25 protein-coding genes are annotated in these 23,805 nt (G+C 61.0%); 18 read left to right on the forward strand and 7 right to left on the reverse strand.

The annotated features are described in order from the left end of the window. The first annotated feature begins 126 nt into the window (after window positions 1–126). Window positions 127–888, forward strand: a complete 762-nt coding sequence (locus JQ863_RS16620) for a YbaY family lipoprotein (protein ID WP_204115451.1) — start codon at window positions 127–129, stop codon at window positions 886–888. Between the two features lie 25 nt (window positions 889–913). Here JQ863_RS16620 and gloB read toward each other — a convergent pair whose 3' ends face one another. Next, window positions 914–1,681 (reverse strand): hydroxyacylglutathione hydrolase, encoded by a 768-nt coding sequence (gene gloB / locus JQ863_RS16625; RefSeq protein WP_204115452.1) that lies wholly within the window; start codon window positions 1,679–1,681, stop codon window positions 914–916. A gap of 62 nt (window positions 1,682–1,743) precedes the next feature. Between gloB and JQ863_RS16630 the strand changes: the two genes are divergently transcribed. From JQ863_RS16630 to JQ863_RS16660, 7 genes are all read left to right on the forward strand, one after another. Next, entirely contained in the window at window positions 1,744–2,484 is a 741-nt protein-coding gene (locus tag JQ863_RS16630) for a class I SAM-dependent methyltransferase (RefSeq protein ID WP_204115453.1), read from the forward strand. Between the two features lie 307 nt (window positions 2,485–2,791). Further along, window positions 2,792–3,352: a F0F1 ATP synthase subunit delta gene (locus JQ863_RS16635; protein WP_204115454.1), complete on the forward strand. Its 561-nt coding sequence runs from the start codon at window positions 2,792–2,794 to the stop codon at window positions 3,350–3,352. After that, window positions 3,353–4,891 (forward strand): F0F1 ATP synthase subunit alpha, encoded by a 1,539-nt coding sequence (gene atpA / locus JQ863_RS16640; RefSeq protein WP_204115455.1) that lies wholly within the window; start codon window positions 3,353–3,355, stop codon window positions 4,889–4,891. Window positions 4,892–4,903: 12 nt separating this feature from the next. Beyond that, window positions 4,904–5,776, forward strand: coding sequence for a F0F1 ATP synthase subunit gamma (locus tag JQ863_RS16645; RefSeq protein ID WP_204115456.1), 873 nt, complete (start codon window positions 4,904–4,906; stop codon window positions 5,774–5,776). A 15-nt stretch (window positions 5,777–5,791) separates the two neighbouring features. Beyond that, window positions 5,792–7,216 (forward strand): F0F1 ATP synthase subunit beta, encoded by a 1,425-nt coding sequence (atpD, locus tag JQ863_RS16650; protein ID WP_204115457.1) that lies wholly within the window; start codon window positions 5,792–5,794, stop codon window positions 7,214–7,216. Between the two features lie 11 nt (window positions 7,217–7,227). Further along, window positions 7,228–7,623, forward strand: coding sequence for a F0F1 ATP synthase subunit epsilon (locus tag JQ863_RS16655; RefSeq protein ID WP_204115458.1), 396 nt, complete (start codon window positions 7,228–7,230; stop codon window positions 7,621–7,623). A gap of 168 nt (window positions 7,624–7,791) precedes the next feature. Beyond that, on the forward strand, window positions 7,792–8,142 hold the full coding sequence (locus JQ863_RS16660; RefSeq protein ID WP_204115459.1) for an H-type lectin domain-containing protein: 351 nt from the start codon (window positions 7,792–7,794) through the stop codon (window positions 8,140–8,142). Window positions 8,143–8,147: 5 nt separating this feature from the next. Here the strand turns inward: JQ863_RS16660 and JQ863_RS16665 are convergent, their stop codons facing one another. Then, a complete protein-coding gene (locus JQ863_RS16665) occupies window positions 8,148–8,534 on the reverse strand; it encodes a nuclear transport factor 2 family protein (RefSeq protein ID WP_204115460.1) in 387 nt (128 codons plus the stop codon). Between the two features lie 139 nt (window positions 8,535–8,673). On the opposite strand from JQ863_RS16665, the gene JQ863_RS16670 reads away from it, so the two are divergent. Further along, entirely contained in the window at window positions 8,674–9,315 is a 642-nt protein-coding gene (locus JQ863_RS16670; RefSeq protein ID WP_204115461.1) for a L,D-transpeptidase, read from the forward strand. A gap of 25 nt (window positions 9,316–9,340) precedes the next feature. Here the strand turns inward: JQ863_RS16670 and JQ863_RS16675 are convergent, their stop codons facing one another. Together JQ863_RS16675 and JQ863_RS16680 are read right to left on the reverse strand one after the other, a co-directional pair. Beyond that, window positions 9,341–9,613, reverse strand: coding sequence for a hypothetical protein (locus JQ863_RS16675; protein ID WP_204115462.1), 273 nt, complete (start codon window positions 9,611–9,613; stop codon window positions 9,341–9,343). Window positions 9,614–9,730: 117 nt separating this feature from the next. Then, window positions 9,731–10,744 carry a ribose-phosphate pyrophosphokinase gene (locus JQ863_RS16680; RefSeq protein ID WP_204115463.1) on the reverse strand — a complete coding sequence of 338 codons (1,014 nt, stop codon included), beginning with the start codon at window positions 10,742–10,744 and terminating at the stop codon, window positions 9,731–9,733. 105 nt (window positions 10,745–10,849) lie between these two features. Between JQ863_RS16680 and JQ863_RS16685 the strand changes: the two genes are divergently transcribed. Both JQ863_RS16685 and JQ863_RS16690 read left to right on the forward strand, forming a co-directional pair. Further along, the gene (locus JQ863_RS16685; RefSeq protein WP_204115464.1) at window positions 10,850–11,449 is read left to right on the forward strand and encodes a 2-hydroxychromene-2-carboxylate isomerase; all 600 of its coding nucleotides are present in this window, start codon (window positions 10,850–10,852) and stop codon (window positions 11,447–11,449) included. Between the two features lie 9 nt (window positions 11,450–11,458). After that, a complete protein-coding gene (locus JQ863_RS16690) occupies window positions 11,459–12,247 on the forward strand; it encodes an alpha/beta fold hydrolase (RefSeq protein ID WP_204115465.1) in 789 nt (262 codons plus the stop codon). A gap of 2 nt (window positions 12,248–12,249) precedes the next feature. Here the strand turns inward: JQ863_RS16690 and JQ863_RS16695 are convergent, their stop codons facing one another. Next, on the reverse strand, window positions 12,250–12,909 hold the full coding sequence (locus JQ863_RS16695; protein ID WP_204115466.1) for an SDR family oxidoreductase: 660 nt from the start codon (window positions 12,907–12,909) through the stop codon (window positions 12,250–12,252). Between the two features lie 259 nt (window positions 12,910–13,168). Here JQ863_RS16695 and JQ863_RS16700 point away from each other — a divergent pair, with 259 nt between their 5' ends. The 7 genes from JQ863_RS16700 (at window position 13,169) to rodA (ending at window position 22,421) form a co-directional block, all read left to right on the forward strand. Then, window positions 13,169–14,743: a 2-isopropylmalate synthase gene (locus JQ863_RS16700; RefSeq protein ID WP_204115467.1), complete on the forward strand. Its 1,575-nt coding sequence runs from the start codon at window positions 13,169–13,171 to the stop codon at window positions 14,741–14,743. A gap of 184 nt (window positions 14,744–14,927) precedes the next feature. After that, window positions 14,928–16,427 carry an arylsulfatase gene (locus JQ863_RS16705; RefSeq protein WP_204115468.1) on the forward strand — a complete coding sequence of 500 codons (1,500 nt, stop codon included), beginning with the start codon at window positions 14,928–14,930 and terminating at the stop codon, window positions 16,425–16,427. A gap of 261 nt (window positions 16,428–16,688) precedes the next feature. Next, entirely contained in the window at window positions 16,689–17,729 is a 1,041-nt protein-coding gene (locus JQ863_RS16710) for a rod shape-determining protein (RefSeq protein ID WP_204115469.1), read from the forward strand. Window positions 17,730–17,886: 157 nt separating this feature from the next. Then, window positions 17,887–18,816, forward strand: a complete 930-nt coding sequence (gene mreC / locus JQ863_RS16715) for a rod shape-determining protein MreC (protein WP_204115470.1) — start codon at window positions 17,887–17,889, stop codon at window positions 18,814–18,816. Beyond that, a complete protein-coding gene (locus JQ863_RS16720; protein ID WP_204115471.1) occupies window positions 18,809–19,345 on the forward strand; it encodes a rod shape-determining protein MreD in 537 nt (178 codons plus the stop codon). Before mreC ends, JQ863_RS16720 begins: the two co-directional genes overlap by 8 nt. Beyond that, the gene (gene mrdA / locus JQ863_RS16725) at window positions 19,342–21,285 is read left to right on the forward strand and encodes a penicillin-binding protein 2 (protein ID WP_204115472.1); all 1,944 of its coding nucleotides are present in this window, start codon (window positions 19,342–19,344) and stop codon (window positions 21,283–21,285) included. The genes JQ863_RS16720 and mrdA overlap by 4 nt, the downstream gene beginning before the upstream one ends. Continuing rightward, window positions 21,282–22,421 carry a rod shape-determining protein RodA gene (gene rodA / locus JQ863_RS16730; RefSeq protein ID WP_204115473.1) on the forward strand — a complete coding sequence of 380 codons (1,140 nt, stop codon included), beginning with the start codon at window positions 21,282–21,284 and terminating at the stop codon, window positions 22,419–22,421. The genes mrdA and rodA overlap by 4 nt, the downstream gene beginning before the upstream one ends. 3 nt (window positions 22,422–22,424) lie before the next feature. Here the strand turns inward: rodA and JQ863_RS16735 are convergent, their stop codons facing one another. Next, window positions 22,425–22,820, reverse strand: coding sequence for a metallopeptidase family protein (locus JQ863_RS16735; protein ID WP_204115474.1), 396 nt, complete (start codon window positions 22,818–22,820; stop codon window positions 22,425–22,427). Between the two features lie 54 nt (window positions 22,821–22,874). Next, the gene (locus tag JQ863_RS16740) at window positions 22,875–23,795 is read right to left on the reverse strand and encodes an MBL fold metallo-hydrolase (protein WP_204115475.1); all 921 of its coding nucleotides are present in this window, start codon (window positions 23,793–23,795) and stop codon (window positions 22,875–22,877) included. Window positions 23,796–23,805 lie beyond the last annotated feature (10 nt).

Below are 23,805 nucleotides of genomic sequence, written 5' to 3' on the forward strand. Positions count from 1 at the left end.
TTCACGCTGATATGCGGCGATCCGGGCGCAGTGGAGAAGCACCGAGCGCCCGGTGTTTCGTCGATTCGTTGAAAATCCGGGTCGGATACATAGATTTTGGGCCCTGAGCATTTCGAAAGGGTAGATATGCAACGAATGATGGCGGGAATCGCTGGCGCAGCACTGGCTGTGTGCTTTACGGCGGGCATGGTGGGTGCGGGTGACTTGGCACAGGTAACTGGCTCGGCTGGGTATCGCGAACGCATTGCGCTTCCACCGGATGCGGTTCTGTCGGTCGAACTTCTGGATGTGTCGAAGATGGATGTCGCCGCGACGGTGATGTCATCCCAGCGCTTCCGCATGGATGCCGTGCCGCAGACATTTGCATTGGCTTATGATCCGGCGTTGATCGACGAGCGAATGAGTTATTCGCTGGCTGCGCGCATCGAGTTGGACGGAAAGGTGCTGTTCCGGACGACGCAGGTCTACCCGGTGTTGACCCGTGACGCGGGTCCCCATGCCGACCTGATGCTGGTCAGTGCCGGGTCCGAGCCCAAGCCCGCCAGCGCGGTGCAATGGTCCGGCCGGTGGGGAATCGTCGCGATAGGTGAACAGGACTTGTCGACCGGGGAAATGCCGGTGATCGACCTGAACGATCCGCAACGCATGGGGCTGAAAGGCGCCTGCAACACCTATGTCGGCGCGACAGAGGCGACTGGTGGCAAACTGCAGTTCAAGTCCGGCATGGCGGGCACAATGAAAGCCTGCCCGCCGGAGATCGAACAGATCGACCGCGATATCATTACAGCGCTTGAAGCCACTGACCGGTATGAGGTCGACGGCGACCAGATGCGGTTTCTGGATGCGAACGGGGTGTCCGTCCTGTTCTTGCGCCGGGTGACTGAATAGCGCGTTTGACGCAGGCCGCGAGGCCTCAGAAACTGTCCTTGCGCCTGCGCACTTCGGCGAAGACGGCGACCGGGTCCGCACCTTCCATCCCGACAGCTTTCTGAACCCCGGCGGTGTGGCCGCGCAGGAACGGGTTGGTCGCCAGTTCCTCGGCCAAAGTCGAGGGCACGGTCGGTTGCCCGTCCGCGCGGGCGGCGTCGATGGCGGCGGCGCGGGATTTCAGATCGGCATTGTCCGGGTCAACCGTCAGAGCGAATTTTGCGTTTGATGCGGTGTATTCGTGGCCCGAACAGACAATTGTCGTCTCGGGCAGGGCGGCCAGTTTTGAAAGAGAATCGAACATCTGCTCGGCACTGCCTTCGAACAGACGCCCGCAGCCAAGCGCCATCAGGCTATCGGCGGTAAAGACCGCGCCGGTATCGGGAAAATAGAAAGCGATGTGGCCAACCGTGTGGCCCGAGACGTCGATCACCTGGGCTTTCTCCGAGCCAATCACCACGCTGTCACCCTCGTTCACCGCGATGTCGAGATCGGGCAGCCGGTGCGCATCCGCCGCTGCGCCCACAACCTTGGCCGGGTGGTCTGCCAGCAATGCGGCCAAACCGTCGACATGATCCCAGTGGTGGTGAGTCAGCAGAACGTGCGACAGTTTCCACCCCCTTTCCGCCAGCGCCGCCGAAATCGGGGTGGCGTCGGGTACGTCGATACAGGCGGTCTTGCCGGTTTCGGTATCATGCACGAGGAAAGCGTAATTGTCGGCAAGGCAGGGGATGGTGACGATTTCGAGGGGCATGGAAATTTACCTGTTCATTGCTATGTTGAGGCCAAGACTTGCCGATTGAGGCGACGGGCGCAATGCACCTTGATGTTCAGGACCTGCGGAACTTCTACTATCGCAGCACGCTGGGACGTGCTGCGCAAAAAGCTGTGCGCGACGAGATGCTTGAGCTTTGGCCCGAGGCCAAGGGACTGACGGTGGCGGGTTTCGGTTTCGCCGTTCCGCTGTTGCGGCCCTATCTCTCGGACGCGCGCCGGGTGATTGGGCTGATGCCCGCGCCGCAGGGGGTGATGCCCTGGCCGGCGGGCATGGCGAATGTTTCGGTCCTGTGTGAGGAAACGCTCTGGCCAATTGAGACGGGGCATGTCGACCGATTGGTCATGATGCACGGGCTTGAAACCTCGGAACGGCCGTCGGATGTGCTGGACGAGGCCTATCGCGTGCTGGGTCCGGGCGGGAGGGGGCTTTTTGTTGTGCCACATCGCGCCGGGTTGTGGTCTCAGTCAGACGCTACGCCGTTTGGTTACGGCCGCCCCTATTCGTCAGGGCAGCTTGAAACCCAGTTGCGCCGTCACGGGTTCATGCCCGAACGCAGCCGCACCACCCTGTTCCAGCCGCCGTCGCATCGCCGGTTCTGGCGCAAGACCGGCGCGATGTGGGAGAGTATGGGCAAGACCCTATCACCGGTCATGTCCGGCGGCGTTCTGATCATCGAAGCTTCAAAAAGGGTTCAAGCCCCCAGCGGACCGGGACTGCGTGAGGCGGTCAGGAAGCCGCTTGAGGCGCTGTCACCGAAACCGGTGGGCGAGGCGGTCTGAACCGAACCGGTCCGATTGCCGGGTGATCCGGTCCTGAATCCGTGATGGGAATCGGCAAAAATGACGATTTCGGGAACATTTTTTTGACGCCCCGTCACAGGCAAAGGGTCGCACCGGGCACAAGGGCCTAAAAACAAGAGGTTTTTATGCCAAAAGGAATATCCCAAACAATGTTGCGACGTGGCAAAGCCTCTGCTACATCCACCACGAATTTGGCGCCCTGACTTTTGTCGGGGTCATGAAACGCCTCCGGAACTTGTATACGAAGGTATACAAAAAACCGGGGCCAGACATCGAAAGGGTGGACGTGTCCGAACCAGCTTCGATCTCCTCCGGCATCGCCGAGCGCTATGCCACCGCGGTCTTTGATATCGCGAAAGAGACCAAATCGCTTGCCGAACTGGAAAGCGGTCTGGATAACCTCAGCGCGGCGCTGAACGAAAGCGCCGATCTCAGCGCGCTGATCGCGTCGCCGCTGTATTCCCGCGAAGAGCAGGGCAAGGCCATTGCCGCGGTTGCCGCCAAGATCGGCCTGCCGTCGGTGCTGACCAACACGCTGGGCCTGATGGCCGAAAAGCGTCGTCTGTTCGTGCTGCCCCAGCTGGTTGCCCAGCTTGAGGCGCTTATCGCCGAGGATAAAGGTGAAGTGACCGCCGAGGTTGTCTCGGCCAAGGCACTGACCAAGACCCAGTCGGACAAGCTGGCCAAGACGCTGGCGGCCCGTGTGGGCAAAACCGTGAAGATCAATGCGACCGTTGATGAAGCCCTCATCGGCGGTCTTGTCGTCAAAGTGGGTTCGAAGATGGTCGATACGTCGATCCGCTCCAAGCTCAACTCCCTCCAGAATGCAATGAAAGAGGTCGGATAAATGGGTATCCAAGCAGCAGAAATTTCTGCGATCCTGAAGGACCAGATCAAGAACTTCGGCCAGGAAGCCGAAGTTGCCGAGGTCGGCCGCGTGCTGTCCGTTGGTGACGGTATCGCCCGTGTCTATGGTCTGGACAACGTCCAGGCCGGCGAGATGGTCGAATTCCCCGGCGGTATCCGCGGGATGGCGCTGAACCTCGAATCCGACAACGTCGGTGTCGTGATCTTCGGTTCGGACCGGGACATCAAGGAAGGTGACACCGTCAAGCGCACCAACTCGATCGTGGACGTTCCGATCGGCGAAGGTCTTCTGGGGCGCGTCGTCGACGGCCTGGGTAACCCGATCGACGGCAAGGGTCCGATCGACTCGAAAGAGCGCGGCATCGCCGACGTCAAGGCGCCCGGCATCATCCCGCGTAAATCGGTTCACGAACCGATGGCAACCGGCCTGAAGTCGGTTGACGCGATGATCCCGATCGGCCGTGGCCAGCGGGAACTGATCATTGGTGACCGTCAGACCGGCAAGACCGCGATTGCTCTGGACACCATCCTGAACCAGAAATCCTACAATGACGCAGCCGGCGACGACGAGTCGAAGAAACTGTATTGCGTCTATGTCGCCATCGGTCAGAAGCGTTCGACCGTTGCGCAGCTGGTGAAGAAGCTGGAAGAAACCGGCGCCATCGAATACTCGATCGTGGTTGCCGCCACCGCGTCGGACCCCGCGCCGATGCAGTTCCTGGCACCCTATGCCGCGACCGCGATGGCGGAATACTTCCGCGACAATGGCCGTCACGCCCTGATCATCTATGATGACTTGACCAAACAGGCCGTTGCATATCGCCAGATGTCGCTTCTGCTGCGCCGTCCGCCGGGCCGTGAAGCCTATCCGGGTGACGTTTTCTATCTTCACTCGCGTCTGCTGGAACGTTCGGCGAAGCTGAACGAGGATTTCGGCGCAGGCTCGCTGACCGCGCTGCCCGTCATCGAAACCCAGGGCGGCGACGTGTCGGCCTTTATTCCGACCAACGTGATCTCGATCACCGACGGCCAGATCTTCCTGGAAACCGAGCTGTTCTACCAGGGCATCCGCCCCGCCGTGAACACCGGTCTGTCAGTTTCGCGTGTGGGTTCGTCGGCCCAGACCAACGCCATGAAGTCGGTTGCCGGCCCGGTGAAACTGTCGCTGGCCCAGTATCGTGAGATGGCGGCCTTTGCCCAGTTCGGTTCCGACCTTGATGCCGCGACCCAGCGCCTGCTGAACCGTGGTGCGCGTCTGACCGAGCTGATGAAACAGCCGCAGTACTCGCCGCTGACCAACGCCGAGATCGTCTGCATGATCTATGCTGGTGTGAACGGCTATCTCGACAAGATCGCCGTCAGCGACGTCGGCCGCTTCGAGAAGGGTCTCTTGCAGCACCTGCGTGGTAAGCACCAGGATCTTCTGGACTACATCACCAACGAAGATCCCAAGATCAAAGGTGAAGCCGAAGACAAGATCAAAGCCGCGCTGGACGAATACGCAGCTGACTTCGCATAAGGGGTTCGGACAATGCCTAGTCTGAAGGACCTGAAAAACCGGATCGAGAGTGTGAAAAACACTCGGAAGATCACAAAAGCCATGCAGATGGTTGCCGCGGCGAAACTTCGCCGCGCGCAGGATGCTGCCGAGGCCGCGCGCCCTTATACCGAGCGGTTCAACGCCGTTCTCGGCGGGCTGGCGGCATCGGTCGGCGGCTCGGATTCCGCGCCGAAGCTTCTGTCGGGCACCGGCAGCGATCAGACCCACCTGTTGGTGGTGATGACCGCTGAACGGGGTCTGTGCGGTGGCTTCAACTCGAACATCGCAAAGCTGGCGCGCACCAAGGCGCAAGAGCTGATCGCGGCGGGCAAGACGGTCAAGATCATCACGGTCGGCAAGAAAGGCCGTGACGCCATCAAGCGTGATCTTGGCGACCACTTCGTTGCCCATGTCGATCTGAGCGACGTCAAGCGCGTCGGTTACGGTGACGCCCAGGGCATCGCCGCCGATATCCTGACGCGGTTCGACGCGGGCGAGTTCGACGTTGCGACGATCTTCTATTCGAAGTTCGTCAACGTCGTCAGCCAGACCCCGACCGCACAACAGATCATCCCGGCGGCAATCGACGCCGAGGAAGACGCTGCTGGCACGCTCTATGACTACGAGCCGAGCGAAGAGGAGATCCTTGCCGATCTTCTGCCGCGCGGTGTGGCGACGCAGATCTTTGCTGCGCTGCTGGAAAACGGCGCCTCGGAACAGGGCGCGCGGATGTCTGCAATGGACAACGCGACGCGCAACGCGGGCGACATGATCGACAAGCTGACCATCGAGTTCAACCGCTCGCGTCAGGCTGTGATCACCAACGAGCTTATTGAAATCATCTCGGGCGCGGAAGCGCTCTAAGACCGGAGACGAAACATGGCAAACGCAAAAGGCAAGGTGACCCAGATCATCGGCGCCGTTGTGGACGTTCAGTTCGAAGATTCCCTGCCGGAAATCCTCAACGCGCTGAACACCGAAAACAACGGCAAGAAACTGGTTCTGGAAGTCGCACAACACCTCGGTGAAAACACCGTCCGCACCATCGCGATGGACGCGACCGAAGGTCTCGTTCGTGGCGCGGCAGTGGAAGACACCGGCGCACCGATCTCGGTCCCCGTCGGTAACGCGACCCTGGGCCGCATCCTGAACGTCGTGGGTGAGCCCGTGGACGAAAAGGGCCCGGTGAACGCCACCGAGACCCGCCCGATCCACCAGCCCGCACCCGAGTTCGACGAACAGGCGACCGAGTCGGAAATCCTCGTCACCGGCATCAAGGTGATCGACCTGCTGGCGCCCTATTCGAAGGGTGGTAAGATTGGTCTGTTCGGCGGCGCCGGCGTGGGCAAAACCGTTCTCATCATGGAACTGATCAACAACATCGCAAAAGTGCACTCGGGTTTCTCGGTGTTCGCAGGTGTTGGTGAGCGGACCCGTGAGGGCAACGACCTTTACTGGGAAATGATAGAATCCAACGTGATCAAGCCCGACAACCTGGAAGATTCGCAGGTTGCGCTGGTTTACGGTCAGATGAACGAACCTCCGGGAGCCCGTGCCCGTGTCGCGCTGACCGGCCTGACCCTGGCCGAGCAGTTCCGCGACCAGTCCGGGACCGACGTTCTGTTCTTCGTCGACAACATCTTCCGCTTCACGCAAGCAGGTTCCGAGGTTTCGGCACTTCTGGGCCGTATCCCCTCGGCCGTGGGTTACCAGCCGACGCTGGCCACCGACATGGGCGCGATGCAGGAACGGATCACCTCGACCAAGGCAGGCTCGATCACCTCGATCCAGGCCGTCTACGTTCCCGCCGACGACCTTACCGACCCGGCACCGGCAACGACCTTTGCCCACCTCGACGCAACGACCGTTCTGAGCCGTGCGATTTCGGAACTGGGCATCTACCCCGCGGTTGACCCGCTCGACTCGTCGAGCCGGATCCTTGACCCGCAGGTTGTTGGTGAAGAGCATTACCAGGTTGCCCGTGACGTTCAGGGTATCCTCCAGCGCTACAAGTCGCTGCAGGACATCATCGCCATCCTCGGGATGGACGAACTGTCGGAAGAGGACAAGCTGACCGTGGCCCGTGCCCGTAAGATCCAGCGTTTCCTCTCGCAGCCCTTCGACGTTGCGAAAGTGTTCACCGGTTCTGACGGTGTTCAGGTTCCGCTGGAAGACACCATCTCATCGTTCAAGGCTGTTGTGGCCGGCGAATACGACCACCTGCCCGAGGCAGCCTTCTACATGGTTGGCGGCATCGAGGAAGTGATCGCAAAAGCCGAAAAGATGGCTGCTGAAGCGGCCTAAGGAGGCCACAAATGGCAAACACGATGCAATTCGACCTTGTCAGCCCGGAGCGGAGCCTTGCTTCGCTTCAGGTTGAGTCGGTCCAGATCCCGGGCGCAGACGGCGACATGACCGCCATGCCGGGCCATGCACCGACCCTGACCTCGCTCCGTCCGGGCGTGGTCAAGGTGCAGTCCAGCGAAGGCGAGAAATCGTTTGTCGTGACCCGCGGTTTTGCCGAGATTTCGGCGGATGCGATCTCGGTCATCGCGGAACAGGCCCATGCCGGTTCCGAAGTGACCAAGGCGGATCTGGAGGACGTTCTGGCAGCCGCGCGCCAAGCCGCGCAGGATGCGACTCCGGAATACCGCGATGCGGCAGAGAAGTTCGTTGCCGACATCGTCCACCTGATGGAAAACATGGACTGATCGACCCTGCGTTGATCGGACTGCAAAGCCCCGCCCTTACTGGCGGGGCTTTTTCGTTGCCGGGTGCGGATTTTGCGCTGGCGACAACTCCTCTTTTGGGGGAAATGCTCAAAAAGGTTGCACCTATTCCAGCGGCCTGCGTATTCTTGTTACGATTACGGGTTTGAAATGAAGAAACTCAGAAATTCATTGGTCGGATTGGATCAGGGGGATGTCCTCCTGTTTACCGATTTTGAAGATGGGGGCGAGATGTGGACCGGCGACGGAACACGCGAACGCCGTCAGAAAATAAGGTTTGCCGAAAAATACAAGACGCCGCCTGTGGTGCATGTCTCGCTCAGCCTGTGGGACATGGATTCCGGGCCCAATATCCGTGCCGAGGCGGTGGCGGAAAAAGTTTCGAACTCGGGGTTTGACCTGGTGTTTCGCACCTGGGCAGACAGCCGCGTCGCCCGCGTGCGGCTGGCGTGGCTGGCGATCGGGGAATTGCGCCATAACGATGACTGGGATGTTGAATAACCTTTTCAGAACAATCCATTGCCGTTGGCGGACCGTTCAGGGATGACCTGTAGAACGTCCCAATGCTCGACGATTTTGCCGTCCCCGTCAAAACGGAAGATGTCGATGCCAGCATAGTCCTGATCGCCGGGCCATGTCTGATGGCAATGCAGCACCACAAGGTCGTCTTCGGCCACGGTGCGGACAAAGCGCACCGACTTGCCGGGATACTCGGCCGCCATGCGCTCGAAATAGTCGATAAAGGCATCTTTGCCATCCCCGACGTGCGGATTGTGCTGGATACATCGGTCTCCGACAAACCGTTCGATCGCCTCACGGGGGCGGTTCTGATTGAACATCAAGTCATGGAACGCCATGGCGTTGGTTTTGTTGGCTTCGACGTCTTGCGGCATGGGGTATCCTCTCTCCGTCAGTCTGAAGCGGAGGGGTTTCGGGGTCAATGCACGCACACGTGACTGTGTCCGGCTTGTCGGGGCGAAAGAAGCAGCATAGGTTATCCATTTGAAATCCAAACTCTCTTGGGCTGCCGCCATGATCACAAGACGTCACTTCATCGCCACATCGTTTGCCATGTTCTCAGCGCCGGTTGCCGTTCCTGCCATGGCTGCGGCCTCTACCCCTGCGCAGTGGGAAATGTGGGATCAGCAGGTGACGCCTCCGGGGTTTGATCCTGCCACGTCCAACCCTTGGGGGATCAACCCGCGTTACCTGCCCAAGATTGTCGAAACCCGGCAACCAATGCGGCCGGGGGACATCCATGTCGATGCGGTCGCGCGTTTCCTGTATTTCATTCAGGATGAAAACACCGCTTTCCGGGTCGGCGTCGCGATCGGCAGCGGGAACCTTTATGAACCCGGCGTTTATGAAATCAAGGTCAAGAAGAAATGGCCAAGCTGGACCCCGACCAAACAGATGATCGAACGCGACCCGGCATCGTTTGCCGAGTTTGCAAACGGGATGCCCGGCGGACCGACCAACCCCTTGGGGTCAAGGGCGCTTTACCTGTTCGATGGTGGTCGGGATACCTATCTGCGCATCCATGGAACGCCTTACCCGCGCTCGATTGGTGCGCGCGCCAGTTCGGGATGCGTGCGCCTTGTGATGGCGCATATCAACACGTTTTATGACGCGGTGCCATTGGGGGCGACGGCCCACCTCTATCCGGCAAGCTGACGGCCTGGCAGGGAAAGAGACGCGGTTAACGGGTACAAATCGGTCGATCGTCCACGGTTCTGAGCGGGATATAGACAGTCTCGACCGGACCGACGTGTTGATACCAGTAACACCCGTCTTCCGGCATCACGACGGCGGTCGACAGGTTCTGGTTCGGCGCGACTACCGCCAGCACCGACTCGGGCAGGTTCGGGTTAATGTCCGAGCGTGGATTACTGTTCAGAGGGCCTGCGTCGTCGCAGGCTGCAAGGGCCAGGGCAACCGGCAAAACCGCAATCGCACGCACTATCATTCCCATGCTCAATCCCCTGTGCGACCTATGATCGGGTCGGTGTTGGTGTGACCTGTCCGGGGCAAGTCTTGCATTGTGGCGCGGCAACTGCAATTCGCATCGCCGCCGCACCTGATTTTCGGCTTAGAACTGACCTTCGTAGATCGGTTCGAGCGTGTCGGTTTCGAACAGGGACGACACCGAATGGCCGTTCCAGATGTTCAGGATCGCCTGGGCAAACATCGGGGCGGTGGGCACGATGCGGATGTTCGGGCACTCGCTGACAGCTTGGGTCGGCGCGATCGAGTCGGTGATGACCAGCGACTTCATCACCGACTTGGTGATCCGCTCGACCGCCGGGCCGGACAGGACGCCGTGAGTGATATAGGAATGCACTTCGGTCGCGCCATGTTCCATCAGCACTTCGGCGGCCTTGCACAGGGTTCCGGCCGTATCGCAGATATCGTCGACGATGATGCACTTCTTGCCCTCGACATTCCCGATCACGGTCATTTCCGCGATTTCACCCGGTTTCTCGCGGCGCTTGTCGACGATGGCCAGAGGCGCATTGATCCGCTTGGCCAGTTCGCGCGCGCGGGCGACGCCGCCGACATCGGGCGAGATGATCATGACGTCTTTCAGGTCGTCGCCGGGGAACTGGTGCATGATGTCCAGCGCGAAGATCGGTGAGGCATAGAGGTTGTCCACCGGAATGTCGAAGAACCCTTGGATCTGGGCCGCGTGCAGGTCCATGGTCAGGACCCGCTCGATCCCGGCTTCGGCGATCATGTTGGCCACCAGCTTGGCCGAGATCGGCGTACGGGCCTTGGTGCGGCGGTCCTGACGGGCATAGCCGAAATAGGGGATCACGGCGGTGATACGACGCGCCGACGACCGGCGTAGCGCATCTGCAATGATCAACAGTTCCATCAGGTTGTCGTTGGCCGGGTTCGACGTCGACTGGATGATGAACATGTCCTCGCCGCGGACGTTTTCATAGACTTCGACAAAGATTTCCTGGTCGTTGAACCGCTCGACTCGCGCGTCGACAAGGCTGGTCGAGACACCGCGGTGCATCGAGATTCGCTTGGCGATGGTGTGCGCCAGCGGGCGGTTGGCGTTGCCGGTGATAAGCTTCGGTTCCTGGACGGTAGGCATGGCGAGGGGTCCCCAGATGATCGCAAATGACAGATTCGTGACGTTGCGCTCCGCTTAACACGGGGTTACCCATTGGCAAAGCACATGCCGACAGGAGGCGATCAAATGGCACAAATCGACTACTATTTCGCGACGGTTTCGCCGTTCACCTATCTTGCCGGCACCCGACTTGAAGAGATTGCCAAAAAGCACGGCGCAACGATCAAGTACAAACCGCTCGACGTGATCGCGCTTTTTGCCCGCACCGGGGGAACGCCGCCGAAGGACCGCCATCCGAACCGGCAAGAATATCGCCTTCAGGAACTGCGTCGTCAGGCCGCGAAGAACGGTATGCAGATCAACCTGAAGCCAGCGTTTTGGCCCACCAATCCCGCACCGTCGTCTTATGCGTTCATCGCCGCGCAGAATTCAGGTGGCGGAGACCTCGGTGCGCTGGCGCACGGGTTCACCCGCGCGTGCTGGGCCGAGGAAAAAGATATCGCGCAGGATGAGGTGATCCGTGACTGCCTGACGGCTGCCGGGTTTGATCCCAAACTGGCCGACAGCGGTTTGTTGACCGGGGCCGAGACCTATTCCCGCAACCTGGAAGAGGCGGTCGAGGCGGGGGCGTTTGGTGCGCCCTTCTATGTTGTCGATGAGACCGAACGGTTCTGGGGGCAGGACCGTCTGGATGATCTCGACCTGTTTCTTGCGGGCAAGATCTGAATGAAGGACATGACCGGGACTGTTTTCACCCGCGACTTCGGACAAGGCGCGCGGCAGGCATTGGCGCTGCATTGCTCTTTGGCCCATGCCGGGGCATGGCGCGGCATGGGCGAAGCGCTGGCAGATGTGGCGACCTTGCGGGCGATGGATTTCCCCGCTCATGGGCAAAGCGCCGATTGCCCGCCCGAGGCGTTTTCCGAAGCGTCTTTTGACAGTGCTGAAGCGGTGCTTTTGTCGATGGACGCGCCGGTCGACCTGATTGGACACAGCTGGGGCGGGTACATCGCATTGCGGCTTGCCCTTGCGCATCCCAACCATGTGCGCAGCCTGGTTCTTTACGAACCGATCATTTCGGCCATCGTTGCAGGCAGTGATCGCATGGAGGCTGAACGCAGCGGTATCGAGACCGTCATCGCGCATGTCGACAGGGGCGAGCATGAACAGGCCGCGCGGGCCTTCATGCGGGTCTGGGGCGATGGCCGGAAATGGGCCGATCTGCCCGAGCAATTGCGCCGCGCCTGCACCCACGGCATTGCCCATGTGATGGCCTGCCAGCCGGACCTTTTGGAAGATGCCAAGGGTATTCTGGGCGATGGCGGCATCTCAACGATCGACAAACCGGTGCTGGTGGTGGATGGCGCCTTGTCACCGGGCCTTGCGCACGAGGTCCAGGACCGCCTTGCCGCCCGGATACCCGGCGCGCAGCGTCTGACCATTGCCGGGGCAGGGCATATGGGCCCGATCAGCCACGCGCATGAACTGGCTGCTGCGACACGGGACTTCTGGCGCGCGAGTTGACATCACCATGGCACGGCTTCTCCTTTCCAATCAAAGAACCGGCCTGTCTGCGCGGGTGTAAGCTGATCCAGCACGGCAAGAAGGTGATGTGCGCTGTCCTGCGCACTCAGCTTGTCGTGACCGGGATAGGCGGCGGTGAAACGGGTGGCGACCGTGCCGGGATGCAGGGCGACACAGACCGACTGGCGATGGGTTCGCGACAGTTCGATGGCACCAGTGTGGATTATCTGGTTCAGCGCCGCCTTGGAGGCGCGGTAGGAATACCAGCCGCCGGCGCGATTGTCGCCGATCGACCCGACCCGCGCGGACAGTGCCGCAAAGACGCTGCGCCGGTTGCGGGGCAACAGGCGGGGCGCGTGTTTGAGGATCAGGGCCGGACCAATCGTGTTCACCATGAACTGTGCCGCCAGTTCCTCGGCACTGATCTCGCGCAATGACTTTTCCGGTCGATCCCGCCCGGCGGTCAGGATACCGGTGGTCACGAGAATCAGATCAAAATCGGGTTCGAGGCCAGTCAACACGCTGTTGATTGAGTTGGCGTCATTAAAATCCAGCCCGTCGCGGCGGGACAGGCCGGTGACGCGCAGGCCGCGTTTTTGCAGGGCGGCTGTAATGGCAGACCCAATGCCGCCTGTCGCCCCTATGACCAATGCCCGTTCCATGGCTTGCGACGTAGCAGCCCGGAAAGCGGGATCAAGCCGATCCGGTGTTTTCGACTTTTCATTTGAATTCCCGGCCCCTATAGTCCGATCCCATGACCACGACCGCCGATATCCTTTTCACCGCACCGCGCCTTCGCGCGACGATTCCGGCTGGTCTGCTTCTCCTAATCCGCCTCTGAGCGTGCCGTTCCCGGCGCGACCGCTCAGAGGGATGCCGCTTCGCGCCACGGAACCTGGAGATTAGAAAAAGAGATCCGACATGACTGATAAACCCCAACAAGACCGCGTCTTGATTTTTGACACGACCCTGCGCGATGGCGAACAAAGCCCCGGCGCGACGATGACCCACGCCGAGAAGCTGGAAATCGCCGAAATGCTCGACGAGATGGGGGTCGACATTATCGAGGCCGGCTTCCCGATCGCCTCGGAAGGCGACTTCGCCGCCGTGAGCGAGATTGCCAAACGCTCGGTCAATTCCCGTATCTGCGGGCTGGCACGCGCCAATTTCGCCGATATCGACCGATGCTGGGAGGCGGTGAAACACGCCGGCAAGCCGCGTATCCACACGTTTATCGGCACCTCGCCGCTGCACCGCGCCATTCCGAACCTCACAATGGACGAGATGGCGGACAAGATCCACGAAACCGTCAGTCACGCCCGCAACCTGTGCGAAAACGTGCAATGGTCGCCGATGGATGCGACCCGGACCGAGTGGGATTACCTCTGCCGCGTTGTCGAGATCGCGATCAAGGCGGGCGCCACCACGATCAATATTCCCGATACCGTCGGCTATACAGCCCCGGCGGAAAGCGCCGACCTGATCAAGCGCCTGATCGAAACCGTGCCGGGCGCGGACGAGGTGATCTTTGCCACCCATTGCCACAACGACCTTGGCATGGCGACGGCGAACTCGCTGGCTGCGGTTGCGGGCGGTGCGCGCCAGATCGAATGCACGATCAACGGCCTTGGCGAACGCGCGGGCAATACCGCGCTGGAAGAGGTGGTGATGGCGATGAAGACCCGTCACGACATCATGCCTTGGAAAACCGGCATCGACACCACCAAGATCATGGCAATCTCGCGCCGGGTCGCGACCGTGTCGGGCTTCCCGGTGCAGTTCAACAAGGCCATCGTCGGCAAGAACGCCTTTGCCCATGAAAGCGGCATCCACCAGGACGGCATGCTGAAGAACCGCGAGAACTTCGAGATCATGCGCCCCGAGGATGTAGGTCTGTCGGGCACCTCGTTGCCCTTGGGCAAACATTCCGGCCGCGCGGCATTGCGTGACAAGCTGGAAACGCTTGGCTTCGAGATCGGAGACAATCAGCTCAAGGACCTGTTTGTCCGCTTCAAGGAACTGGCTGACCGCAAGAAAGAAGTGTTTGACGACGACATTATCGCCCTGATGCGTGTAGGGGCGAACGCCGAGGATGACGCATTGCATCTGGTCTCGATGAAGGTGATCTGCGGCACCGGCGGTCCGGCGGAGTCCACGGTTGAGATGGAGATTGACGGCAAGGATGTCACCGCGACCGAAACGGGCGACGGACCGGTCGACGCGACCTTCAAGGCGATCCGGGCGATCTATCCCAACGATGCGCATTTGCAGCTTTATCAGGTGCATGCAGTGACCGAGGGCACCGATGCCCAGGCCACCGTTTCGGTGCGTCTGGAAGAGGACGGAGTGATCGCCACGGGCGAATCCGCCAATACCGATACGGTCGTGGCTTCGGCCAAGGCCTACATCAACGCGCTGAACCGCCTGATCGTGCGCCGCACCAAGGTGGGGCAGGGTGCCGACGCGAAAGAGATTTCCTATCGCGATCTGGCTTGAGATTAGTCAAAAAACAGCAAAACGGGCCGCAGGTTGAGCAGCCCGTTTCCTATTCTGCCGCAACGATTTCGTCGTGCTTGCCTTTTCGTCGCACCGCCTCATTATACACGCATACTTATACGTTGTTTCAGGGAGGCAGATTATGCCGAAACTATTATTTAGGGCGGTCGCTGCGGCCGCTTTGATGTCCACGTCCATCGGCGCAACAAGCGCCATCGCCCAGGATCAGCCGAATTTCCTGATCATCTGGGGTGACGATATCGGGTATTGGAACGTCAGCGCCTACAATCAGGGCATGATGGGTTATGAAACCCCGAACATCGACCGGATCGCCAGGGAAGGCATGCTGTTCACACACGGTTATGGCGAACAGTCCTGTACCGCCGGCCGCGCGTCGTTTGTGACCGGTCAATCGGGGTTCCGCACCGGCTTGCTGAAAGTGGGTCTGCCTGGAGCCAAGGAAGGCATTTCAGAGAAAGATCCCACAATTGCCGAATACATGAAGTCCAAGGGCTACATGACCGGGCAATACGGCAAAAACCACCTGGGCGACCTGGATGAGCATCTGCCCACGAACCACGGTTTTGACGAGTTCTTCGGCAACCTCTATCACCTCAACGCCGAGGAAGAGCCCGAGAACGTTGACTATCCCAAGAACCCGGAATTCCGCGAGAATTTCGGCCCGCGCGGTGTGATCAAGTCAAATGCCGACGGGTCTGTCGAGGATACCGGCCCGCTGACCAAGAAGCGGATGGAAACCATTGACGAGGAAGTCACCGCAGGCGCGCTGGACTTCATGGAGCGTGCGGTTTCGCAGGATAAGCCGTTCTTCCTTTGGTACAACACCACGCGGATGCACATCTTCACCCACCTCAAGCCGGAATCCCAGGGCGTGACCGGACTGGGTGTCTACCCGGACGGCATGGTCGAGCATGACGGCATGGTAGGCCAGATGCTGGACAAGCTGGATGAGCTGGGGATCACCGACAATACGGTCGTGATGTACTCAACCGACAACGGCGCCGAGGTGTTCTCGTGGCCGGATGGTGGCACCACCCCGTTCCGCAATGAGAAGAACTCGAACTGGGAAGGCGGTTTCCGCGTTCCGATGATGATCAAGTGGCCCGGCGTTATCGAACCCGGCCGCGTGTCGAACCAGATCATCAGCCACCTCGACTGGTTCCCGACCTTCATGTCGGCGCTGGGTGATGGTGACATGAAAGAGCGCATGCTGACCGAGGCACCCTTTGGCGAAGGCAATGAGCCTGTCCATCTCGATGGTTATGACTTCATGCCATATTTCAAAGGTGAAACCGACAAGGGGCCGCGTCGCGAGTTCTTCTATTTCTCGGATGGCGGCGACCTGATGAACCTGCGCTATGACCAGTGGAAAGTGGTCTTTGCCGAACAGCGCGCCGAAAGCTTCGACGTCTGGCAGGATCCGTTGACCCAGCTGCGTCTGCCCAAGGTGTTCAATCTTTACTCGGATCCATTCGAGAAGGCCGACCACGAGTCGATCAACTATCCGATGTGGCGGCTTGAACGCGCCTATCTGCTGGTGCCCGCACAGGCGATTGTCGCCGACTTCCTTGGCACGTTTGCACAATATCCGCCGCGTCAGAAACCGGGCAGCTTCTCGATCGACTCGGTTCTGGAAACGCTGCAAACCAACCAGGGTGGCTGACGGGTCAGTCTGACGCCTTGAGTAGCAAGACAACAAATGCGGGCTGCCTTTGGGCGGCCCGTCTCTTTTCTGGGCGGCCGTGCCAATGTGAGGGGCCGCGCCACAATCTTGCGGGATTGTCAATCATACCCGGCGGAATCGTGCCGCAGCGCGGAATCGCCCCTTTCGCTAACCCGGTCCCGGCTCTATAAGAAATCCGGTCCGCGCTCTGGGGAGTCGCGGGCCTTCTTGTCACATCTTCCATTGGGATCGGACACACGTATGTTTGGAAATCTGGGCGGCCTCTTCTCGTCGGACATGGCCATTGACCTTGGGACGGCGAACACGCTGGTTTATGTCAAGGGCAAGGGCGTCATTCTGAGCGAGCCGTCCGTGGTGGCCTATCACGTGAAAGACGGTGTCAAGAAAGTGCTGGCCGTTGGCGAGGATGCCAAGCTGATGCTGGGCCGGACCCCAGGTTCGATCGAGGCGATCCGCCCGATGCGCGATGGGGTAATTGCGGATTTCGACACTGCCGAGGAAATGATCAAGCATTTCATCCGCAAGGTGCACAAGCGGTCGACCTTTTCCAAGCCCAAGATCATCGTCTGCGTGCCACATGGCGCGACCCCGGTCGAGAAACGCGCTATCCGCCAGTCGGTTCTGTCGGCAGGCGCACGCCGCGCGGGGCTGATCGCCGAGCCGATCGCGGCGGCCATAGGCGCGGGCATGCCGATTACCGATCCGACCGGCAACATGGTTGTCGACATCGGTGGCGGCACCACCGAGGTCGCGGTTCTGTCCCTTGGCGACATCGTTTATGCCCGCTCGGTCCGGGTCGGCGGAGACCGCATGGACGAAGCCATCATCAACTACCTGCGCCGTCAACAGAACCTGTTGGTCGGGGAATCGACAGCCGAACGGATCAAGACCTCTATCGGCACCGCGCGGATGCCTGACGATGGCCGGGGCACTTCGATGCAAATCCGAGGGCGCGACCTGTTGAACGGTGTGCCGAAAGAGACCGAGATCAGCCAGGCGCAGGTCGCCGAGGCGCTGGCCGAACCGGTGCAGCAGATTTGCGAGGCGGTGATGACCGCGCTGGAAGCCACCCCGCCGGATCTGGCGGCGGATATCGTCGACCGGGGTGTCATGCTGACCGGTGGCGGCGCGCTTCTGGGTGATCTTGACCTTGCGTTGCGCGAGCAGACCGGGCTGGCGGTGTCGATCGCCGACGAAAGCCTGAACTGCGTGGCCATGGGCACCGGCAAGGCGCTGGAATACGAAAAACAGCTGCGTCACGCGATCGACTACGACAGCTGATTGTCTGTTTCGGAGCGGGGCGCAGGGCCTACCGCATCTCTGTTGGCCTTGCCCTGACGGGGCAAGGCGTGTTTTCGGCGGCGGCAAAGCCTTGCCAAACACAGCTTGGCCCGGAATCCCCTCTACCCTCTGCTGACACCATGATATAGATGGCGGCATGGCCCGCGACCGCGCACAATCCGAGGACTATCTGACCCCGCTCAAGCGGCTGCTTCTGGCGGTGTTGTTGCTTGTCCTGCTGGCGATTTTCCTGGTCTGGCGCATCGACAGTCCGCGCGTCGAACGGTTCCGCGCGCAGGTGGTGGATAAGGTCGTTCCCTCGATGGACTGGGCCATGGCGCCGATCACGGGCGCGGTGAACCTGATCCGCGATTTCCAAAGCTATCAGCGCATCGTCGTCCAGAACCAGGAACTGCGCCGCGAGTTGCAGCAGATGAAAGCCTGGAAAGAGGCCGCCCTCCAGCTTGAGCAGGAAAACGCCCGGTTGCTTGACCTCAACAACGTGCGACTTGACCCGCGCCTGACCTATGTAACCGGGGTGGTGATGGCCGACAGCGGCTCTCCTTTCCGGCAATCGGTCCTGCTTAATATCGGCGCGCGGGACGGTGTCGTCGATGGCTGGGCCGCGATGGACGGGATCGGCCTTGTCGGGCGGATTTCCGGCACCGGAGCCAGCACGTCGCGGGTGATCCTTCTGACCGACAGTTCAAGCCGGGTTCCGGCCAAGATCCAGCCTTCTGGCGTGACGGCGCTGATCGTCGGCGACAACTCGTTGGCGCCGGTGGTGGATTTTCTTGAGAACGCGGATCTTGTGCGTCCCGGCGACCGAGTCGTCAGTTCCGGCGATGGCGGGGTTTTTCCTGACGGGCTGTTGATCGGGCAGGTGGCAACCGACCCGGGCGGGCGGTTGCGGGTGCGGCTGGCGGCGGACATTGAGCGTCTGGAATTCCTGCGCGTCCTGCGGTCCCACCCGGTTGAACCGGTGTCGTCCTCCGGGCGGATCGTGGTGCCGGACGGTCCGATATCGGAACCGGCGCCGGATGTTGCACCTGAGGAAGACCCGCAAGCGGGGGCAACCAATGGCTAGCCCGATGTCGCGTGTCTGGGCCATGCGGCTGTTGTTCCTCGGGCTGGGGGTCGGGGTGATCTTCCTGTCACTTCTACCTCTGGAAACCACGCCGCGGCGCTGGGCGGGACCGGATTTCCTAGTTCTTTTCACCGTCGCCTGGACCATTCGCCGCCCAGACTATGTGCCGGCGCTCTCCATTGCCGTCTTGTTCCTGCTTGCCGATTTCCTGTTCCTGCGCCCACCCGGAGCCTTCACCGCGATCATGGTTGTCGCGGGTGAGTTTCTGCGCCGACGCGCCTTGTTTCTGCGAGATGCGACCTTCATGACCGACTGGCTGGCGGCAGCGGGTGCGATCGCCGGGATTACCATTGCCTATCGGTTTTTTCTGGCCGTGTTCCTGGTCGGGCAGGTTCCCCTTGGGCTGACCCTGATCCAAATGATCATGTCGATCATTTTCTACCCTTTCGTGGTGTTGATCAGCCGCGTGGCGTTCGGATTGCGAAAGGCGGTGCCGGGTGACCTTGATCCAGCGGGGCGCATGGCATGAGACGCAGCCCAGCTGAAGGAACTGAATCGCATGCCCGTATCACCCGGCGCAGCCTGCTTTTGGGCGGAGGGATGCTGGGGTTTGCCGGGATGCTTGGTCTCAGGATGCGCTACCTGCAGCTTGAGCAGGCCGACCAGTTCCGCCTTCTGGCCGAAGAAAACCGCGTCAACATCCGCCTGATCCCACCGGCCCGGGGCGAGATTTTTGACCGCAACGGTTTTGCCATCGCGCTGAACCAGCCATCCTACCGCGTGACCATCGTCCGAGAGGACGCCGGTGATGTCGATGAGGTGATTGCACGTCTTGCGGCATTGATCGAGCTGGATGATGTCACGCTTGAGCGCGCGATGACGGAAATGCGCCGCTCGCCGCCGTTCCTGCCGATCACAATTGCCGACCGCATCACATGGGAAGAAATGAGCCGGATCGCCGTCAACGCGCCGGCGCTGCCCGGAGTCACCCCCGAGGTCGGTCTGTCGCGGCATTATCCGCTGGGCGGGGTCTTTGCCCATGTGGTCGGCTATGTCGGGCCGGTCAGCGACTATGACCTCAGCCGGATTGAAAACCCGGACCAGCTGTTGCGTATTCCCCGGTTCCAGATCGGCAAGGTGGGCGTCGAGGCGCGGGAAGAGGAGTTGCTGCGCGGCAAGGCCGGCACGCGCCAGGTCGAGGTGAATGCCGTCGGTCGCGTGATGCGCGAACTGGACCGCCGCGAGGGGCAGCCCGGCGCGACCATGCAATTGACCATCGATCGCCAGCTTCAGGCCTATGTGCAGGCCCGGCTCGGTGACGAAAGCGCCGCCGCCGTGGTGCTGAACGCAAGGACAGGAGAGATCCTGTCGATCAACTCGTCCCCGACCTTCGATCCGAACCTGTTTGTCACCGGCATCTCGGTCGCCGACTACCGGGATCTGACCGAAAACGACCACCGCCCGCTGGCTAACAAATCGGTGCAGGGGACCTACCCGCCGGGTTCGACGTTCAAGATGGTGACCGCGCTGGCCGCGCTGGAAGAGGGGCTTTTCGATGAGCGCGACACCGTCTGGTGCCCCGGTCACCTTGAAGTGTCGAACCGTCGCTTCCACTGCTGGAAACGTGCAGGCCACGGGCATATGAACCTGAACACGGCGCTGCGGGAAAGCTGTGACGTCTATTTCTACGAATTGGCGCTCAAGGTCGGAATTGACAAGATTTCCGCCATGGCCGAACGGCTCGGCCTTGGCACCCGGTTCGAAATCCCGATGTCGGGTGTCGCGCAGGGTCTGAACCCGACCCGCGACTGGAAACAGTCGGTGCGCGGCGCGCCCTGGGTGGTCGGCGACACGGTAAACGTGTCGATCGGGCAGGGGTTCGTCCTGGCCTCGCCCCTGCAACTGGCGGTTATGACCGCGCGGTTGGCAACGGGGCTTGCGGTCGAGCCGTCGCTGGTGAAATCGGTTGAAGGCGAAGACCGGACCCTGCCAGAGCCCGTTCCTCTTGCCATCAATCCCCAGCACCTGCAGGCGGTACGCGGTGCGATGTTCGCGGTTTCGAACCACCGGCGCGGCACCGCCTATGGCAGCCGCATCATCGAGGACGCCTATCGCATGGCGGGCAAGACTGGCACCAGCCAGGTCCGCAACATCACGGCCGCTGAACGTGCCGCCGGTGTCACCCGGAACGAAGACCTTCCTTGGGAGCGACGTGACCATGCGCTGTTTGTTGACTTTGCCCCGTTCGACAATCCCGAAATCGCCGTTGCCGTGGTGGTCGAACATGGTGGCGGCGGCTCGACTGCGGCGGCACCGATCGCCCGCGACATCACACTTCAGGCGCTTTTCAAGGGCGACCCGCCGCTCGATGCCTATCCCGTCAAGGACCGCGACCGCATCGCCACCCAGCAAGAGCGAATTCGCAAGCTGATGCCCGATCCCGACGGCCACAAAAGGACGCGGGCATGAGTTATCTGGAATATGCCGTCAAGACGGTGCCGACGGGCTGGCGCAAGATCCTGTATCTGAACTGGCCGCTGATCCTTTTGATCATGGCAGTCGCCAGCACCGGATTCCTGATGCTCTATTCGGTGGCCGGAGGGTCGTTCTCACCCTGGGTCGAGCCGCAGTTGAAGCGCTTTGTCATGGGGCTGGTGCTGATGCTGTTTGTGGCGATGGTCCCGATCTGGTTCTGGCGAAACATCTCGGTCGTGGCCTATCTGGGCACGCTGGTCCTGTTGATCCTGGTCGAGATAATGGGCAGCGTCGGCATGGGGGCCCAGCGGTGGATCGACCTCGGTTTCATGCGTCTGCAACCGTCCGAGCTGATGAAGATAACGCTGGTGATGCTGTTGGCGGCCTATTACGACTGGTTGCCCCTGCCGCGTACCTCTCGTCCGATCTGGGTGGCTATCCCGGTCCTGATCATCCTGATCCCCACTGCCCTGGTCTTGCGCCAGCCCGACCTTGGTACGTCGATCCTGCTGCTGGCGGGCGGCGGAATGGTGATGTTCATGGCCGGTGTCCACTGGGCCTATTTCGCCGCCGTGATCGGCATGGGCGTGGGGCTGGTGACGGCAGTATTTCAGTCCCGCGGGACCGAGTGGCAATTGCTGAAGGACTACCAGTATCGCCGCATCGACACTTTCCTTGATCCCGCCAGCGACCCTCTGGGGGCGGGCTATCACATTACCCAATCCAAGATCGCCCTGGGATCGGGCGGCTGGACGGGCCGGGGGTTCATGCAAGGCACGCAAAGCCGGTTGAACTTCCTGCCGGAAAAACACACCGACTTCATCTTTACCACGCTCGCGGAAGAGTTTGGATTTGTTGGCGCTTTCTCGCTGTTGTCGCTTTACGCTCTGATCGTGGTCTTCTGCATCGCGTCGGCGCTGATGAACCGAGACCGCTTCTCCTCGCTTCTGACACTGGGGATCGCCGCGACTTTCTTCCTGTTTTTTGCCGTCAACATGTCGATGGTGATGGGTTTGGCCCCGGTCGTGGGTGTACCGTTGCCGCTGGTCAGCTATGGTGGGTCGGCGATGCTGGTCCTGATGGTGGCCTTCGGCCTTGTCCAGAGCGCGCACGTTCACCGCGCCCGCTAAAGGTTACTCCCACCACGGATCAATAGCTGCGATATCGTCGTCGGACCAGCCGAAGTGATGCGCAAATTCATGCACGGTGACATGAGCGACCAATTCCGCAAAAGTGACTCCGTCGGCGGCGCGGTCCTCAAGTTCGGCCAGGATCGGTTTGCGGAACAGGAACACAGTATCGGGCATCATCGGCTGATCGAAATGCGATTTTTCGGTCAGCGGGATGCCCTCGTATAGCCCGGTCAGCTCAATCGGATCGTCAATCTCCATCTCGGCCAACAGAGCGCGTGGCGGCCAGTCCTCGACATGGATGGCGACATCGCTGGCAAGGGAAGCAAAAGGCGCTGGAAAGGCACGCACTGTTGCTGCGGCGATTTCCAGCATGTGTTCGGCGCTTTGGTCTGTCATGCGCCCAGCTTTGCCCCCGCCCGCCTAAAGGTGCAAGCGGGGACAGGTGGTTGGTCAGAGCATCATCTGATAGCTCATCGGCACGTAATGAAACCCATCGCCCCGTGACTCGACGAAACCCATTCCCGGGAACGGCATGTGGTAGCCGATGAAAGGGATATTATCGGCAGCCATCATACCCAGCATCCTGCGGCGGGTTGCGGCGGCGGCGGCCTTGTCCATGTCGAACTTCACCTCCCAGTCGGGATAGGCCAGCGACCAGACGTAGTGATTGGCGAAATCCGCCGCGACCACCAGTTGCCGCCCGTCGCTTTCGATCATGTAGGCCATGTGCCCCGGCGTGTGCCCGGCTGCATCCAGGCCGGTGATGCCGGAAACCACGGAATCGCCATCGCCGATCATCGACATCTTCTCGGCCAGGGGTTTGACCGCGCCGTCAAAGCGGTCGTTGCCTGCCGCTGCCCAGTGGTCATATTCGGCGGCGCCGGTGACATAGCGTGCATTCGGGAAGGTCGCGCCACCTGCGCCCATCAGCCCGCCGATGTGATCGCCATGCATATGGGTGATGACGACGACGTCGATCTGATCGGCACTGTAGCCAGCAGCGGCCAGCGCGCCGGTGATGCCGTCGGGGTTCAGCCCGGTGTCAAACAGCACCAGTTCCGACCCGGTATTGACCACGGTGGGCGTGAAGAAGAACTTCGCCTTGTCGACGGGGATACGCGCCGCTTGCGAGGCGGCGGCGAATTCGTCAGCGGAAACGTTCATGCCAAAGATCGTCTGCGGGTCCGGCACGGTGCGGGTGCCAGCCAGAAGCGTGGTCACTTCGAACGCGCCCAGCTTGCCCCGGTTGAAGCGGGTGGCGCCCACGCCCATCATGTCGGCAGCCGCAGCAACCTTGCCAGCAGCGCCCAGAAGCGGCAGGCTGGCGGCACCCAAAAGCGCGTGTCTGCGGGATAGAGTAATGTCTTTCATGAGGTCCTCC

Origin of the sequence: Shimia biformata, from assembly GCF_016888515.1 — a bacterium.
Classification (GTDB): domain Bacteria; phylum Pseudomonadota; class Alphaproteobacteria; order Rhodobacterales; family Rhodobacteraceae; genus Shimia_A; species Shimia_A biformata.

Coding starts and splice junctions, on each gene's coding strand:
- JQ863_RS16620 (WP_204115451.1), top strand. CDS start 127: ATGCAACGAATGATGGCGGGAATCGCTGGCGCAGCACTGGCTGTGTGC.
- gloB (WP_204115452.1), bottom strand. CDS start 1,681: ATGCCCCTCGAAATCGTCACCATCCCCTGCCTTGCCGACAATTACGCT.
- JQ863_RS16630 (WP_204115453.1), top strand. CDS start 1,744: ATGCACCTTGATGTTCAGGACCTGCGGAACTTCTACTATCGCAGCACG.
- atpA (WP_204115455.1), top strand. CDS start 3,353: ATGGGTATCCAAGCAGCAGAAATTTCTGCGATCCTGAAGGACCAGATC.
- JQ863_RS16645 (WP_204115456.1), top strand. CDS start 4,904: ATGCCTAGTCTGAAGGACCTGAAAAACCGGATCGAGAGTGTGAAAAAC.
- atpD (WP_204115457.1), top strand. CDS start 5,792: ATGGCAAACGCAAAAGGCAAGGTGACCCAGATCATCGGCGCCGTTGTG.
- JQ863_RS16655 (WP_204115458.1), top strand. CDS start 7,228: ATGGCAAACACGATGCAATTCGACCTTGTCAGCCCGGAGCGGAGCCTT.
- JQ863_RS16660 (WP_204115459.1), top strand. CDS start 7,792: ATGAAGAAACTCAGAAATTCATTGGTCGGATTGGATCAGGGGGATGTC.
- JQ863_RS16665 (WP_204115460.1), bottom strand. CDS start 8,534: ATGCCGCAAGACGTCGAAGCCAACAAAACCAACGCCATGGCGTTCCAT.
- JQ863_RS16670 (WP_204115461.1), top strand. CDS start 8,674: ATGATCACAAGACGTCACTTCATCGCCACATCGTTTGCCATGTTCTCA.
- JQ863_RS16675 (WP_204115462.1), bottom strand. CDS start 9,613: ATGGGAATGATAGTGCGTGCGATTGCGGTTTTGCCGGTTGCCCTGGCC.
- JQ863_RS16680 (WP_204115463.1), bottom strand. CDS start 10,744: ATGCCTACCGTCCAGGAACCGAAGCTTATCACCGGCAACGCCAACCGC.
- JQ863_RS16685 (WP_204115464.1), top strand. CDS start 10,850: ATGGCACAAATCGACTACTATTTCGCGACGGTTTCGCCGTTCACCTAT.
- JQ863_RS16690 (WP_204115465.1), top strand. CDS start 11,459: ATGACCGGGACTGTTTTCACCCGCGACTTCGGACAAGGCGCGCGGCAG.
- JQ863_RS16695 (WP_204115466.1), bottom strand. CDS start 12,909: ATGGAACGGGCATTGGTCATAGGGGCGACAGGCGGCATTGGGTCTGCC.
- JQ863_RS16700 (WP_204115467.1), top strand. CDS start 13,169: ATGACTGATAAACCCCAACAAGACCGCGTCTTGATTTTTGACACGACC.
- JQ863_RS16705 (WP_204115468.1), top strand. CDS start 14,928: ATGTCCACGTCCATCGGCGCAACAAGCGCCATCGCCCAGGATCAGCCG.
- JQ863_RS16710 (WP_204115469.1), top strand. CDS start 16,689: ATGTTTGGAAATCTGGGCGGCCTCTTCTCGTCGGACATGGCCATTGAC.
- mreC (WP_204115470.1), top strand. CDS start 17,887: ATGGCCCGCGACCGCGCACAATCCGAGGACTATCTGACCCCGCTCAAG.
- JQ863_RS16720 (WP_204115471.1), top strand. CDS start 18,809: ATGGCTAGCCCGATGTCGCGTGTCTGGGCCATGCGGCTGTTGTTCCTC.
- mrdA (WP_204115472.1), top strand. CDS start 19,342: ATGAGACGCAGCCCAGCTGAAGGAACTGAATCGCATGCCCGTATCACC.
- rodA (WP_204115473.1), top strand. CDS start 21,282: ATGAGTTATCTGGAATATGCCGTCAAGACGGTGCCGACGGGCTGGCGC.
- JQ863_RS16735 (WP_204115474.1), bottom strand. CDS start 22,820: ATGACAGACCAAAGCGCCGAACACATGCTGGAAATCGCCGCAGCAACA.
- JQ863_RS16740 (WP_204115475.1), bottom strand. CDS start 23,795: ATGAAAGACATTACTCTATCCCGCAGACACGCGCTTTTGGGTGCCGCC.